This is a genomic window from Ochrobactrum sp. S1502_03, from assembly GCF_044435015.1.
Classification (GTDB): Bacteria; Pseudomonadota; Alphaproteobacteria; order Rhizobiales; family Rhizobiaceae; genus Brucella; species Brucella chromiisoli.
Genome location: NZ_JAYEXN010000018.1, coordinates 48,862 through 62,920 on the forward strand (window position 1 = coordinate 48,862; position 14,059 = coordinate 62,920).

Consider the following 14,059-nt stretch of genomic DNA (forward strand, 5'->3'; position numbering starts at 1 on the left):
ATCTCTCGATAATCCCGGCAGACTTGATGGCCGGTTGATATTATTGACGTAGAGTCAAGAACATTCGTGCTTTAACACGCCAGCTTTTAAGCGGTTGTGGTTCCAGGCCACCAGTCAGAAATTTGCACCTCGTATCAGCCATTTTCGAATGACTGTTAGTTCATCGTTGCGACAAAGCACAATGAATGTATATGAATAGGCAATTCGTGTGTTTTGGATTACCAAACCGTCGGTCGTGTGAGGAGCTCTTACAACTTGGCTAAATATGAGTGCTCATAAATTCTGTCGCGACGTCTGTCTGGAGCGGGGTGAACCTATGCCAGGAGTTGGTGGGACCGCCCCACGTTACGCGCTCCTCCATTGGCCGCGACGCCACTGGCGTGTTCCAAGAACGAATGCGTTTGACATGCCTGAAGCACTTTCACAGGCAATGATAACGGCTAATCAGGCTGGTATCCATGTGGCGCTCGTAGAGGGAGATGAAATTGCTCTCTCATGCGACAACATTATTCTACGCACAGCAACGACTGACATTCTCACCGAGCAATTGCTGGTACTGGCCTCGGGAGGGGAACTCTGCGGAGAGCGCGATGAGCGCATTACCATCCTTTGCTGTACAGATGGAAAGCAGGACCCTTGCTGCGCACGTTATGGTTTTGCTACCTGGAAAGCGCTGCGTGATCAGGCCGACCCGACGGTTTTCCGGGTTCTACAGTCAACGCATATCGGCGGATGTCGCTTTGCCGCGTCGCTGCTCATTTTGCCACAGCGCGCCAGATATGGACGTCTCGAGCCAAAGGACGTTTCCGATTTCCTGTCCTGCCTTAGCAAAGGTGTTCCATTCCTGCCAGCGTACAGAGGCAATCCGGAAATCGACGCCTTAGAACAGGTCGCCGAGCACGCCGCACTTTCATTCTGGAATGATATTGGGCCACAGGAGAAAGTTGTTCTTGAGCGCAAAGCAGGGAACACGAATGAAATTGAAGCGGAGATTATTGCCTCCACTCAATCTCAACAGTTGCTCATCCAGTTGAAGCTGGATCAGTTTGACGTCAATACACGCTGCAGCACGCTAGAGCCAGACGGCGATAGGGATCAGGTTGAACGCTGGATCGCAGTTTCAATTACGCCGTTGACCTGACAACCTATTAAGGCTTCTGCCGGAGGATTTCTCGCTCGCCGATATGCGATAGAAGCAAAGTCGCAGAACCAATTAGGCCTTGCATCGTCTCGCCGTAACGACTGCGATTAAAATACAGAAATTGACGATTGCGAACAGCAAACAGATTGCGCCACTGGACAGTCGACCGGAAGGCGCGCATTTCCGCCTCCTCGTCCAGCATTTCTTCGTAAGTGTCGATGATGATATCACTGTCAAAGTCGGAAAGGCGTTCTAAGCTATAGGGTATATCGCTTTCGCTATTCTCATAAGCGGGAACATGACCAAGACCAAAATCCTTTATCACCTGTTCCATGCCACCACGCCCGATAATTCTGAAACCATCGCGATAAATCTCCATCGGTGTCACTGTGATTGAAGCTGGTTTCTCTACGCGCTTTCCGAATTCGCTGACTATATCCTGATACTCCCGATGCAATTCATCATAGCGATGACGTTTACCAACAAGATCAGCCAATTGCTCTGAATAGGTTAATATGCCTTCTTCACGTAAAGGCAGCAGCACAACAGGCGCAATTGCTGAAAGCTTATCGCGAAGCGCTGCGTGATAAGACAACCCCACGATCAGGTCTGGCTTCAATGCCGCAATTGTTTCAATATCAGGAGCCTGATGCGTTCCGATATACTGGATTTCTGACGTATCGTATCTCTGCGATGCACCCCTATAAATAGTGTCCGCAAGCAAGCGCTTGCGACCAGATGAACCACAAGGCACAACCCCTAATTCCAGCAATTGCGTTGTCAGACTGAAATCGTGCAATGACACCACACAGCGTGGGTGAACTGGCACCTCAACCGAGCCAAAACGATTGGTAAATGTTCTTGTTTCTTCTGCATAAGCACTAACAACAAAGCCGAAACTGCATATAAGAATAAGCAAAGCTGACGCTATTCTGGTCATCGGGTCGTTCCTTTTCGCGACAGCAGATAAAGAAGATAGGGCGCGCCGATCACTGCAACCACAAGTCCCGCCGGAATCTGAAGTGGAGCAAAAGCGGTTCGGCCGATTGTGTCACTGACAAGCACAATACTTGCACCAATCAATGCAGACAGAGGGAAAAGCAATCTATGCCTTTCCCCTACCAAAAGCCTTGCAGCATGAGGGGCTAAGAGACCAATAAAACTCATTGTACCAACGTTCGCGACCGCAGAAGCGGTAAGCATCACACTCAGCAAAAGTGCGATGATCTGAAAGCGCGCAACATTCAGGCCGCGACTTGCTGCAACCGCATTACCAAGCTGAAACAGGTCAAACTGGCAGGAAAACAACAATATGGGAACAGCGGCAAGAAGCAGCCACCAGAATTGCCCCCGCACATTTTCCCACCCTGCCCTATGCAGACTGCCTGCAAGCCAGAGCAAAGCCGATTCAACATGTTCGATCCGTCCGTAGGTGATAAGCAGGTCTGCCAATGCACTGAGTATCGCTGTTACACCAACACCCACCAGAATGAGACGCAAGGGCGAGACCCCTTTGTTCCAGGCAAGAGCGATAACAAACAATGCAACCAGCAGCCCACCAAGCAAAGCCGCAAGCGGATAAAGCTCAACAGCCAGCTCAGATGGCCAAAGAATGAGCGCAGTCAACACGGTGATACCAGCCCCTGCCTCAACACCCACCAATCCGGGTGCAGCCAGTGAATTGCGTGTCACTACCTGCAATATCACTCCGGCAAGAGCCATCGCCATACCAGAAAAAATGGCAAGCAATATGCGTGGAAGACGCGTGTCAAACACGATGCTACGCAAAATATTATCAGTGCTTTGGGGCGCTATGACCGCCTTAATAATTTCTGTTAGTGTAACAGGATAGCTGCCGAGCTTTATTGCCAATATTGCGGCTATAACAAGAAACACAGTAGCAGCAATCAGAATTATCCGACCATGAGAAAACCGATTGCGGGTGTGATTGGTGATATGGGTTTGCACTGCCATTATTTCACTCTCCCCAGAACGAGAGCGATGAAAATGGGGCCGCCGACGATAGCAGTCACAATACCCGTATTGATCTCCAGTGGACGTAATGCCGTGCGTGATACGATGTCACCAGTAACAATAAGCAGTGCACCTATCAGAGGCGCTGCGGGGACGAGGAACCGATAGTCATTACCGAGAAAAATACGCCCAATATGCGGAGCAATAAGACCGACAAAGCCAATAGGACCAGCTATTGCAACAGATGATCCGGCCAAAAGCACGATCGCCAAAAGTGATGAGAGCCGCATCCGCAATACGTTCAGCCCCATCAACGCCGCCGACTGCGATCCCAATCGGTGGAGATTAAGTGCGGGAATATTCGCTACTGCAATGCATCCAGCGAGAAGGATAAATGGAAAGGTCTGCCAGCGGGTTACTGAACTGTCAAAAGCAAGCGAACCAACAAGCCAGCGCCGCAGAGTTTCAAGCCCCTGCTGGTCAAGCAAAAGAACCATAGAGGTCAGGGCACTGAACAGGGCCGCAACCATCACACCGGATAAAACGAGGCGAACCGGATTGGGGTCCGATCCGCTGTTCAGAAGAACGATCGCTGCTGCAACAATTGCCCCCGCAAAGGCGAGAAGCGGTATCATGGCAAGCGTGTTACCGGGGAGCACAAGCAAACCGAAAACGACAAAGAAGGCAGCACCACTGTTCACCCCCATCAGCCCGGGATCTGCAAGCGGGTTTTCACTGACCGCCTGCATTAACGCGCCTGCAAGACCGAGGGTTGCACCGACGATGACAGCACTGATCAAACGAGGCATTCGCATTTCCATCACGATATTATGCAATGGGTCTGCCGGAACATAGGCGACAAGTGCTTGCCAGACCACGCTCCAGTCAAGCTGACGCGCTCCGAGCTTCAGATGAAGGATTGCAGCCACGATTAGCAGCACAAAAAGGGCGAAAAACTGAAAAGAACGCAGATAAACTGACAAAGGATGCACCCTTCACGCCCAGGAAGAAGCAATGCACATTGCAATTCCCGTTTCCGGATCATCAAGCATTCTTGATCGCACCGAAAACACATTATCGATATTAGGCACATTGAAGACCTGCTGTGTCGCGCCTTCGGCAACCACCCGCCCATCTTTCAGCATGACAAGTTGATCTGCATAACGCGCCGCCTGATTGAGGTCGTGAAGGATTGCAACCACTGTGCGTCCTGCATCGCGCAAGACCGACAGCAGATCAAGCAGGCTTAACTGGTTTGCAACGTCCAGAAATGTCGTAGGTTCGTCGAGCAGAATAACTGGTGTATCCTGAACCAAAGTCATTGCAATCCATGCACGCTGCAACTGACCACCTGAAAGGCTCTGCAATGGTCTGTCGATGAGTTGTTCAATGCCGCAAAGTGCAACGGCACGCGAGACAGCGTCTTCGTCTTCGCTTGACCAGCCACCGAGCCAGCTTCTCCACGGAAACCGTCCCTGTGCAAGTAGTTCACGCACACTCATTCCGACCGGCGTATGCACATGTTGCGGCAAGAATGCCATTTGCCGGGCCAGTTCGCGTCTCGAGTATGAAACAAGCTGCTTTGAACCAAGTTCAACATGACCGCTATATATCGCGACCGAGTTCGCCATGCTGCCCAGAAGCGTTGATTTGCCAGAGCCGTTCGGCCCGATCAAAGCGGTAAAACGCCCCGGAAGAATTTTCAGATCAATGTCATGGAGAATATGCTGGGTGCCACGATAAACGTTCACTCGCTTCATTTCGAACATAGCCAGCATCTCCGTGCACAATTGTAAGAAGCGGCTCTGATAGGCTCTTCCAATCGCGTCATATCATCCGCGCGTTAGTGAGCGCGCTGCAATAAGTGTGTTGTGACACTTTTTTAATTTATTCAAAGTGAATCACATGATAGCGAGAGCATATCTTTGTTGACTGTACTTGTCATGTTTATACGGTGGCCTGCCAGCCTCCACTAATTCATGCATCGCTATTGGGGAATTCTATGCCGGTAAACCATCTGAAATCGAATATCGGCAGCCTGCCCTACATGTCTGCATTGCCATATAGCATTCCACTCGCTTGCGCGATGATGGCGCTTGCGGTGAGCAGTGTTTCAGCACAGGAAACGAATGCTGGAATTCAGCTGCAAACGATTGTCGTGCAGGACAATGCCAGCTCAACGGAACCTGTTAAAGGATATGTAGCTAAGGTCAGCAGTAGTGGCACGAAAACGGATACACCTATCCTGCTTACGCCCCAATCAGTGTCGGTAGTCTCAGCTACCGAAATCAAAGATCGCGAAGCGCAAACTCTTGCTGACGTGCTTGCTTATACACCAAGTTTCACGGCACAGCCCGGCCCATTCTCGCGCGTCGCCGACCGGTTCAGAATTCGTGGATTCGACGTCGAATCGGGTACCGGTGGGATGCTGCGCGACGGGATGAGGCTGCAGAACAACTCTTATGATGGTACGCAGGAGCCATTTGGTCTTGAACGCGTCGATGTTGTACGCGGTGCGGCTTCGGTTCTTTATGGCCAGCTTTCGCCGGGCGGCTTTGTGAATGGCGTCAGCAAACGCCCGACATCCGAGACTCTGCGTGAAGTCTCGGTTCAGGGCGGGCTTCATAACCGTAAACAGCTTACTGCAGATTTCAGCGATGCCATAACCGACACATTGTCATATCGTTTGACTTTTCTTGGTCGCGACAGCGACACCAACGTTGATTACACGAACAATGACCGCATCTATATCGCCCCGGCTTTGGAATGGAAGCCTGATGAAGACACATCGCTGACCATGCTTGGCTTTTACCAGAAGACCAACACACGTTTCCCCGCTGCCTTACCCTACGAAATTGTGGAAGGCATCGGTAATGGCCCATTCATCCTCGGCCGCGACACTTTTATTGGCGAGCCGGACTATGATCGGATGAAAACTAATATGGGTGCGCTGGGTTACGAATTTACCCATCGTTTCGACAATGATGTGCGGTTCTCGGCAAAATCACGCTATTACGAATCCGATCTGGACTGGCGTTATATGATGGCCCAGACGAGCGCCGCTGCCGTTAATCAGGTCGCACAGACAGGCATACTGGCTCGCCAGTACAGCGACCGTCATGATGGCGCGAAGGGCTTCACACATGATATGAATGTTGCATTCGATGTGGATACAGGTCCACTCTCACATTCATTGCTCGTCGGTTATGACTTTTACGACACATCGTATGATTCAGATAATTTTCGCGCAGCTGCTCCATCAATCGACCTGAACAATCCCGTCTATGGTGCAAGCTTCACAGTAAATCGTGACCCTGCTCGTAACCGTGGTGCGAAAACAACAACCGTACAGCATGGTATTTATCTGCAAGACAAAATCACCTTTGATGAACGCTGGAACGTACTGCTTGGCGTAAGACACGACTGGGCTGATCAGGATTTCGGCTATCACGCGAACAACCAGTCGATCAGCCGCAATTCTGAAAAAACAACTTGGCGCGCTGGGGTGGTTTACGAAGCTGAGAATGGACTGGCTCCCTATGTGAGTTATGCACAATCCTTCTTCCCGATTTCTGTGGCTGAATATGTCGAAGACATGAATTTCTCTCCTATGACGGGAGAACAGATTGAGGCCGGCATTCGTTATCAGCCGCCCGGCACGAATATGTTGTTCAGCGCAGCCGTCTATCAGCTTGATCAGAACAATATCGTCACCCGTACACTCGCAGATGAGCTCACACAGATCGGTCAGCGGCGTGCGCGTGGATTTGAGCTTGAAGCCAAAGCCGAGCTGACTGATTATCTGACCATGGTGGCCTCATATTCATACACAGATGCCCGGATCACCAAGAGTGAAGAACTTTTGGAACTTGGCCAACGCAGTGAAAACACACCCTATCATCAGGCTGCTCTCTGGATGACTTATGATGTAACTCAGTTGGGCATCGACGGACTGATCGTTGGAGGTGGTGTACGATACACCGGATCGACCAGCGCATCAGGCATAGATAAGCCAATACCAGGCTACACGCTTGTCGATGCAATGGTTCGCTATGAAGTGACCAAAAACATTACCTTGTCATTGAATGCCACAAACCTCTTCAAGGAAGAATACGCTATTTGCGAATTTGCAAAGTGTCTTTACGGAGATGGCAGAGAGGTTATGGTATCTTCCAGCTTTAAATGGTGAGACCGATTTAAGGGCTGTTAGGAATTACAGAGTAACGTCTATTTCTAAGAATGATCCCCTATTTTCAACCGCGAGAGCAATGTTAGACCTGTGGTGAGGTCTTCCATACCAAGCCCGCCCAGACATAGCCGGATACCCGTCGCATTATCGTTTCGATCAGCGCGCACGGCGTCCGGCTCTGTAACAACAACGCCAAGCGTAGCCGCTGCCTTTTCGAAGGCTTCGGCTTCCGTATGAGGCATTGGCAGCCACGCATGAAAAGCACAGTCATCGGTCATGATTGTCCTGTTATCGAAGAATGACCGGGACAGTTTTGCTCTTTGCCGCGCCTCGGCACGCAAAGTGCCCCTCACCGTTTCCATAACACCACTGGTAAACCACTCTTCAAGAAGCGCATAGTCTACTGGCGAAGAAGACAGTGGCAGCGCACGTAAGGCTTCCTCGGCATATTCCTCCCAGCCTGAAGGCAACACCAGAACGCCCAGTCGCAATCCTGGACTGAGTGACTTGGAGAGGCTCGTTACATGAAAGACGCGATCCGGTGCCAGGGTGACGAGTGGAGGAAGATTGGGAGAGGCGCCCAGTGTATAGACACCATCTTCGACAATCGGGACGTTTCGCTTGTTGCAGACGTCCACAATTTCCTTTCGCCGGTTTGCTCCCATAGAAATCGTCGTAGGATTATGGAGCGTAGGGGTTAGATAAACAAGGCGACGGCGCCCGCTGTTCTCTTCTTCGCATAGCACACGATCGAGATCATCCGGCACCATACCCTGGTCATCAATATTAACGCTCCGCATTGGATGGCCGCGATAGCGCGCAAGTGCAATAGCTCCCGAATAGCTGAGACGTTCTGTGACAATCAATCCATTGCCACCGCACAGAATATCGAAAGCAAGCCACAGTGCCTGCTGCCCGCTTCCAGCTAATATGATCCTCTTTGCTTCCGCCTCAATGCTCAGGGTTTCGAGCCAGCGTGCCAACAAACGCCGATGCTCATCGTGGCCTGCAGGTGGGGGATAAAGATTGACGTGGGCTGAATTTATTTTTCTTGAAATTGCAGAAAGTGTACCAGCCAACAGTCTATCACTTAACATAACGGGCAAGCGATTGACCGAGAAATCAATTGCAGGGCCCTTTCGTGGTTCAAAGACGGCGACGAATGTACCACTGCCCTTTATACTGCGCGCCAATCCGCGCCGCTCAAGCATCGCATAGGCTTTCGTGACTGTGCCTACTCCGAGGTTCAGTTTCCAGGCCAAATCCCGATGGGCAGGAAGTCTGTCGCCGCCAAGCAAATGCCCCGAGAGAATGTCTTCTGACAAAGCTTCTACCAGCCTGTTTGCGGGGGTATTGCCATTATCTGAAAGACGAGGAGTCCATGGAGACTGAAGGCGCATGCGTATAACCCATCAGATTGCTCGATATAACACACCTAGTACAGCCACAAGACATCATTGGAAACCCGCTTTAGCCTCGGTCGAGTATGGAAAAGCCTCTAATTCTTAAAGCGATGGCTCCCATCCCGGCGAAGCGGCTCAATCCGAGCTTCGAGATTGAAGGAGACGAGCATGTGTTGGTCACACAGTTTATGTCGGCAATTCCGGTGTCGGTATTAAAGAACCCAGTCACAAACCTTTCTGCTTCACATGACGAGATCGTATCCGCGCTCGATATGGCGTTTCACGGGTTTTGAACTCTACCGTTCAATTATTCAACCGGGTGACAACATTGATAACCAGCCAAGATTCTTGCTGATTGCCCTCCTCAACGGCAATATCGCCCGTCTATCTTGGAGAGAAGCGAATTGGCGCCCCGTTGATCCCAGAAATAAAGTTTGAAGCTTAGCTCGTAGGAATCATATCTGGCCATTCCCGTGCGCCATGAAGTACGCGGAGGATACGAACGACCGATTGTGTTACAGCATAAGCCACGACGTATGGGGTACCGTTTATCACCAGTTCCCGCGTCCCGGCAATTCTGCCAACCCGACCACTCGCCGGAAATTCAATTAGGCGACGAGCAGCCGCGACTATCCGTTCGTCGACCAAGATTGCAGATGAGGGATTCTCCGCCTCAATGAAAGTGAAGATGGCGTCTCGATCTGATAACGCAAATGCGGACCAGGTGAGCTTCACGACTTGAGCGCCGCTGCTTTAAGGCGCGCTGCCGCCCGTCGTCTTTCGAAATGAGCCGTGACTTCATCATCCGGCACGTCGGGTCGCGTGTCGCGAAGCGCTTCAAGAACCTTGCTGCGAAACCAAGCATCGTGCGCTTCGCTGCCTGATATAAGTTCGAGCGGTAATGCCCCCTCATTCGCCGTCCGTGTGAGTAAGATACGAACTACGTCCGACACCGTAAGACCCATACTTTCAAGCACCGCAGAGGCACGATCTCTAACTTCGGCATCAATGCGAGTTTGAACGAGTGCGTTAGAAGCCATAAGTTTCTCCAACTTAAAGCTTAGTTGTAATGCATATGAATTACATAGTCTATAGAAAATTTCTGTATGCACCAAGTCACCGCATTTTCCGCCTTGGAGCGATACGATCCACTCGTCCCTATCATTGGCCGACGTACTGATTGCCAATCAAGAATATTTTAATGAGCGTGAATAGTGCACTTGGGGTAGCTTTGCCAAAGTAGGCGCAGAACTTAGCTCAGCAATGACTATGGACTTGCAAAAAAACCTCCGAGTACTGGCATCCGCAGCTCAACGCCCGCACAGAACTGGTTATGGCTTCTTGAAAATCCTCTTACTAAACCGCCAACAAACCCATGAAAATATCTCTGTACTGAACTACGGAAATCCCTGGTATTTTGGAACCTTGATTTCGGCTGCTTTACGACCGTTCTTGAATCCAAATTATGCGTTTTCGTTCAATAGTACGCGTTGATCTATGAGAGTGAAGCTAACGAACGTCTAAAAAGCTGTAGTTTAATTTACGAACCAGATGTTGAGACTAATCGTTCGACTTTTTGACGAAAGCTAAGAATGCACGAACCGTCAAAAGGTCCGTGCATCAGTTTTAATGTATTGTTCGGTTGGTGGAATTTACTTTTTACGGCATGGCATGTCAGTACCTTCAGCATTGATAGCAGTGCCTTCAGCGGTTTCAATGCCGTAGAGGAGTTTCGAACGCGCTTCGATTGACGCAAGCAGTGCTTCACCAAGATCTAATGCTCGTTCTGACTGACTGACGCTGTAATCGGTCAAATATTTAGAAGCCAGCTCGGGCTTTTCAGCCGTGTAAAGGATGTCAGCTGTCGCCTGAACTTCAGGAATGTCATCGATTTGCTTAGCTTCGAAGGCTTCAAGGGCTTGGGTTATTTCAAGCATGAATGTTTCTGGGTTTGCGCACGCATGGTACATAAGCCGCTTAAACAGCCGTCCAGCAAACTGTGTGGCTTCCTGCGACTGGTATTCAGCATTCAGGAATGTGGAACCAGCATCTCGGAACAGGTATCGATGAATGCCATATTCTGGAATGACCTTGTTGATACCTATATGGTAAGGCACAAAGGGCGCTGTCACCGAACCTGTTGGTGCAACCCACAGCAGATTCAAACCTGAATGCGCTGTATCACGCAGCTGAGCAACTTCACCATAACCGGAACGCTCAGTTGATACACGCGGATCACGGACCAGCTCCATAATTTTTTTCAGTGTGACCGGCGCCATATCGTGGAGTTCTTTTTCCACGGTTTCAATTGTCCAGTGCTTTTGACCGGTTCGCATAGGGCGGTCTTGTTCGCTATAGACGGCATGAACATTAAACGGTTTATCGCCATCACGTTTCCACCAACCCTGCTCGATGGCGAAATCATAAAAATTCGGGGAAGCCATGTAGTACTTGTTGTCAGTGATGTCGGCTGGAATATCGCCAATATAACCAGGATATGAAACGCGCACATCATCTGGACCTAAGCGCTCAGCGACCCATAAGCCTTTGCCGCCCGCGAACTGCAACACTACCCAACCTTCATTCTTATCGGCAATCAGGTGCGAGTTACCACCGTAAGTCGTATAACCATGCTTATTGATAAGATCGCCGATAATCTCGACGGCTTCACGCGCCGTTTTAGCACGCTCCAAAGCAATGCGTGCCAGATCGCTGTATTGTGTGTCAATCGGCGTTTAAACGGAACCCCTTATCGGCGTCCAAAAAGTACCCCTCCTTTAGGTTGCAACGTTTAGCGTGCGCGGGCCCGGAACTTTCAATTTAGTGCAGGGTTTGCGCGCGCGGATCACTAGCGTTCTTCGGCTTTAGCTTTGAGAGCGGTTTTTGAAGCGCCACGATTCATTTCCCGTTTCAACGATCTCGCAATGATGGGTAAGCCGGTCGAGCAGAGCGGCGGTCATTTTTGCGTCGCCGAAGACAGTCGGCCATTCGCCGAACGTCAGGTTTTTGGTGACGATGATTGAAGTTCGCTCGTAGAGCCTGCTGATGAGGTGGAACAGCAACTGTCCGCCCGCTTGGGCGAACGGAAGATAGCCAAGCTCGTCCATAATGACGAAATCGAGCCTGGAGATAAAGTCGGCAAGACGCCCCTGCTTACCATTACGCGCTTCCGTTTCAAGACGATTGACGAGATCGACGACGTTGTAGAAGCGCCCGCGCGCGCCGTTGCGGATCAAGGCACGGGCAAGTGCGATGGACAAATGGGATTTTCCAGTGCCAGTTCCTCCAACGAGAACGACATTGTGCTGCTCGGCAAGGAAAGCTCCGCTCGCGAGCCGGCGCACCAGTCCTTCATTGACCGGCGTGTCGGTAAAGTCGAAGTCGTCGATGTCCTTGGCCAGCGGCAGCTTTGCGACGGTGATCTGGTATTTAATCGAGCGCGCCTGTTTCTCGGCGATCTCCGACTGCAACAGGTCGCCGACAATGCGCGGTGGTTCGTGCTGGCGTTTGATGCCAGAGGCCATGATCTCGTCATAGGCGCTGCGCATGCCGTAAAGCTTCAGCGTGCTCATCATGTCGAAGATTTGAGATCGTTCCATATCAGCTTGCCCTCCTGAGGCTGTCATAACGTGCGCAGTCTGCCACAGGCTCATGGGTCAGGCGCAGCGCATCGGGGATGGAAAGAATGGCGGCGGGCTGTGGATCACGCTTGCGAGCCAGAATGTTGATAATCACAGCGGCGGAGAATACGCCTTGATCAAGCGCCTCCTGGCAGGCCGCTTCGACTGCAGGAAGGCCGTCGATACCGACACATTCTAGGATCGACACCATCTGCCGGTCCCCATCATGCATGGCCTTGAGCTTTCGCCGAACATGCTCCATGGAGGCTGGCAGGACCCAATCAAGGAATGGTGCACCGTTCCTCAGTGCTCCCGGCTTGCGCGTCAGGACCGGAACATAATGCCATGGATTATAAATCGTCTCGCCACGGCCAAAGCAGCGTTCATGCTGGCCGATCTCGACACCATTTTGCCGTATGACGATGCGGTCGGCATAAGCATGTATCTCGGCCGGGCGGCCAACGGCAGTCGATAGCACCGAATATTTGTTGTTATCAAAACGCACGAGGCAGGTTTTGCCGATCGAGGCCTGTATCGTGTGGAAGCCATCGAATTTGCCCGGATAGCCGACCAGATGGGCCTTCTCCTCTTCGAACACCTCCCAGATTGTGCGCTCCGTCTGATCGACATGCTTATGAGCGCGGGCGTAGCTAATGCATTTATCCAGCAGCCAGCCGTTCAACTCATCGTAAGATTTGAAGCGCAGCCGCGGCGTGAAGAAGCGTTCCCGGACCAGATTAACCTGGTTCTCGACCTGACCCTTCTCCCAGCCCGACGCCGGTGTACAGGCCACCGGCTCGACCAGGAAATGACTGCACATTTGCTGAAAGCGGCGATTGTATTGACGCTCTTTACCGACGAAGACTGTTTCCACTGCTGTCTTCATATTGTCGTAGATGCCGCGTGTGCAAGCCCCGCCAAAAAAGGCGAACGCCCGATCATGCGCGTCGAACACCATCTCCTGCGTCTCGCGCGGATAGGCCCGCACATACATCATCCGGCTGTGGCAGAGCCGGATATGCGCAACCTTCACCGCCGTCGTCACACCGCCCAGAACGACAATCTCGTGGCTCCAGTCGAACTGGTAGGCCTCGCCGGGTGCGTAATAAAGCGGCACATAAGCCTCCGCCGTCACGGCCCCGCGCTCTTTCAACCACGAGCGTGCATAACGCCGGACTGTATCGTAGCCACCCGCGTAACCAAGATCGCGTAGATCTTCGAATATCCGGATCAAAGTCAGGCGTTCGCGCGAGGCCTTCGCCTCATTAGCTAGCAGTATTCCATCAAGATGATCACGCCAGGGACCGAGCTTTGGCTGCGGTTGACGGGAGCGCGCGTATTTGAAATCAGTCTCTTCACTGCGCAGAACCTTCCGCACAACTTTGCGCGAAACGCCCAGTTCCCGACAGATCGCTTTGATTGTTTTGCCCTGCACATGTGCAAGACGACGTATCTTCGAAATAGTCTCCACAATAAGCATCCAATAGAAAACCTCCGATTGAAATCGAAGGTCATGTTACTGTTGGTTTTCACGCGGAACTGAGCCGGTTTTTTCACCGAGAATTGAGCCACCTTCGAGTATGTTTTTCAGATCATGGTTTGGTCAAGGGATTGGTTTTTTCTCCTCTCTTAATTTCTGTTGCAGCCGCGCTGGCCTTGAAGCGGAAACTGTCGTTTCCAGTTTCCAGGATATGGCATCGGTGGGTCAGGCGATCGAGTAGCGCCGTCGTCA

The 14,059-nt window shown here is 51.4% G+C and carries 13 protein-coding genes and 1 pseudogene; 3 read left to right on the plus strand and 11 right to left on the minus strand.

What is annotated here, in order from left to right; all coding sequences use genetic code 11:
* Positions 1-406 precede the first annotated feature (406 nt).
* Positions 407-1,141 (plus strand): sucrase ferredoxin, encoded by a 735-nt coding sequence (locus tag VBH83_RS12830; RefSeq protein WP_396998065.1) that lies wholly within the window; start codon positions 407-409, stop codon positions 1,139-1,141.
* A gap of 7 nt (positions 1,142-1,148) precedes the next feature.
* Here the strand turns inward: VBH83_RS12830 and VBH83_RS12835 are convergent, their stop codons facing one another.
* The 4 genes from VBH83_RS12835 to VBH83_RS12850 are packed head-to-tail and all read right to left on the minus strand — an operon-like array spanning position 1,149 to position 4,884.
* Positions 1,149-2,081: an ABC transporter substrate-binding protein gene (locus VBH83_RS12835; protein ID WP_396998067.1), complete on the minus strand. Its 933-nt coding sequence runs from the start codon at positions 2,079-2,081 to the stop codon at positions 1,149-1,151.
* On the minus strand, positions 2,078-3,115 hold the full coding sequence (locus tag VBH83_RS12840) for a FecCD family ABC transporter permease (protein ID WP_396998069.1): 1,038 nt from the start codon (positions 3,113-3,115) through the stop codon (positions 2,078-2,080). The genes VBH83_RS12835 and VBH83_RS12840 overlap by 4 nt, the downstream gene beginning before the upstream one ends.
* The gene (locus VBH83_RS12845; RefSeq protein ID WP_396998071.1) at positions 3,115-4,098 is read right to left on the minus strand and encodes a FecCD family ABC transporter permease; all 984 of its coding nucleotides are present in this window, start codon (positions 4,096-4,098) and stop codon (positions 3,115-3,117) included. The genes VBH83_RS12840 and VBH83_RS12845 overlap by 1 nt, the downstream gene beginning before the upstream one ends.
* Positions 4,099-4,110: 12 nt before the next feature.
* The gene (locus VBH83_RS12850; RefSeq protein ID WP_396998073.1) at positions 4,111-4,884 is read right to left on the minus strand and encodes an ABC transporter ATP-binding protein; all 774 of its coding nucleotides are present in this window, start codon (positions 4,882-4,884) and stop codon (positions 4,111-4,113) included.
* 233 nt (positions 4,885-5,117) lie between these two features.
* Here VBH83_RS12850 and VBH83_RS12855 point away from each other — a divergent pair, with 233 nt between their 5' ends.
* On the plus strand, positions 5,118-7,304 hold the full coding sequence (locus VBH83_RS12855) for a TonB-dependent siderophore receptor (protein ID WP_396998075.1): 2,187 nt from the start codon (positions 5,118-5,120) through the stop codon (positions 7,302-7,304).
* A gap of 44 nt (positions 7,305-7,348) precedes the next feature.
* Here VBH83_RS12855 and VBH83_RS12860 read toward each other — a convergent pair whose 3' ends face one another.
* The gene (locus tag VBH83_RS12860; RefSeq protein WP_396998077.1) at positions 7,349-8,704 is read right to left on the minus strand and encodes a PLP-dependent aminotransferase family protein; all 1,356 of its coding nucleotides are present in this window, start codon (positions 8,702-8,704) and stop codon (positions 7,349-7,351) included.
* Between the two features lie 86 nt (positions 8,705-8,790).
* Here VBH83_RS12860 and VBH83_RS12865 point away from each other — a divergent pair, with 86 nt between their 5' ends.
* The gene (locus VBH83_RS12865) at positions 8,791-9,000 is read left to right on the plus strand and encodes a CcdB family protein (protein WP_396998079.1); all 210 of its coding nucleotides are present in this window, start codon (positions 8,791-8,793) and stop codon (positions 8,998-9,000) included.
* Positions 9,001-9,148: 148 nt separating this feature from the next.
* Here the strand turns inward: VBH83_RS12865 and VBH83_RS12870 are convergent, their stop codons facing one another.
* The 6 genes and pseudogenes from VBH83_RS12870 to VBH83_RS12895 form a co-directional block, all read right to left on the minus strand.
* Entirely contained in the window at positions 9,149-9,442 is a 294-nt protein-coding gene (locus VBH83_RS12870) for a type II toxin-antitoxin system RelE/ParE family toxin (RefSeq protein ID WP_396998081.1), read from the minus strand.
* Positions 9,439-9,747, minus strand: coding sequence for a type II toxin-antitoxin system RelB/DinJ family antitoxin (locus tag VBH83_RS12875; protein WP_094509687.1), 309 nt, complete (start codon positions 9,745-9,747; stop codon positions 9,439-9,441). Before VBH83_RS12875 ends, VBH83_RS12870 begins: the two co-directional genes overlap by 4 nt.
* Positions 9,748-10,359: 612 nt before the next feature.
* Positions 10,360-11,436: a C69 family dipeptidase gene (locus tag VBH83_RS12880; protein WP_396998093.1), complete on the minus strand. Its 1,077-nt coding sequence runs from the start codon at positions 11,434-11,436 to the stop codon at positions 10,360-10,362.
* Between the two features lie 135 nt (positions 11,437-11,571).
* Positions 11,572-12,306, minus strand: a complete 735-nt coding sequence (gene istB / locus VBH83_RS12885; RefSeq protein ID WP_396998083.1) for an IS21-like element helper ATPase IstB — start codon at positions 12,304-12,306, stop codon at positions 11,572-11,574.
* Positions 12,239-13,807 (minus strand): annotated as a pseudogene (istA, locus tag VBH83_RS12890) (IS21 family transposase). Before istA ends, istB begins: the two are co-directional and overlap by 68 nt.
* A 112-nt stretch (positions 13,808-13,919) precedes the next feature.
* Positions 13,920-14,059, minus strand: a 140-nt coding sequence (locus VBH83_RS12895) for an ATP-binding protein (RefSeq protein ID WP_396998095.1), incomplete at its 5' end; no start/stop codon positions are given.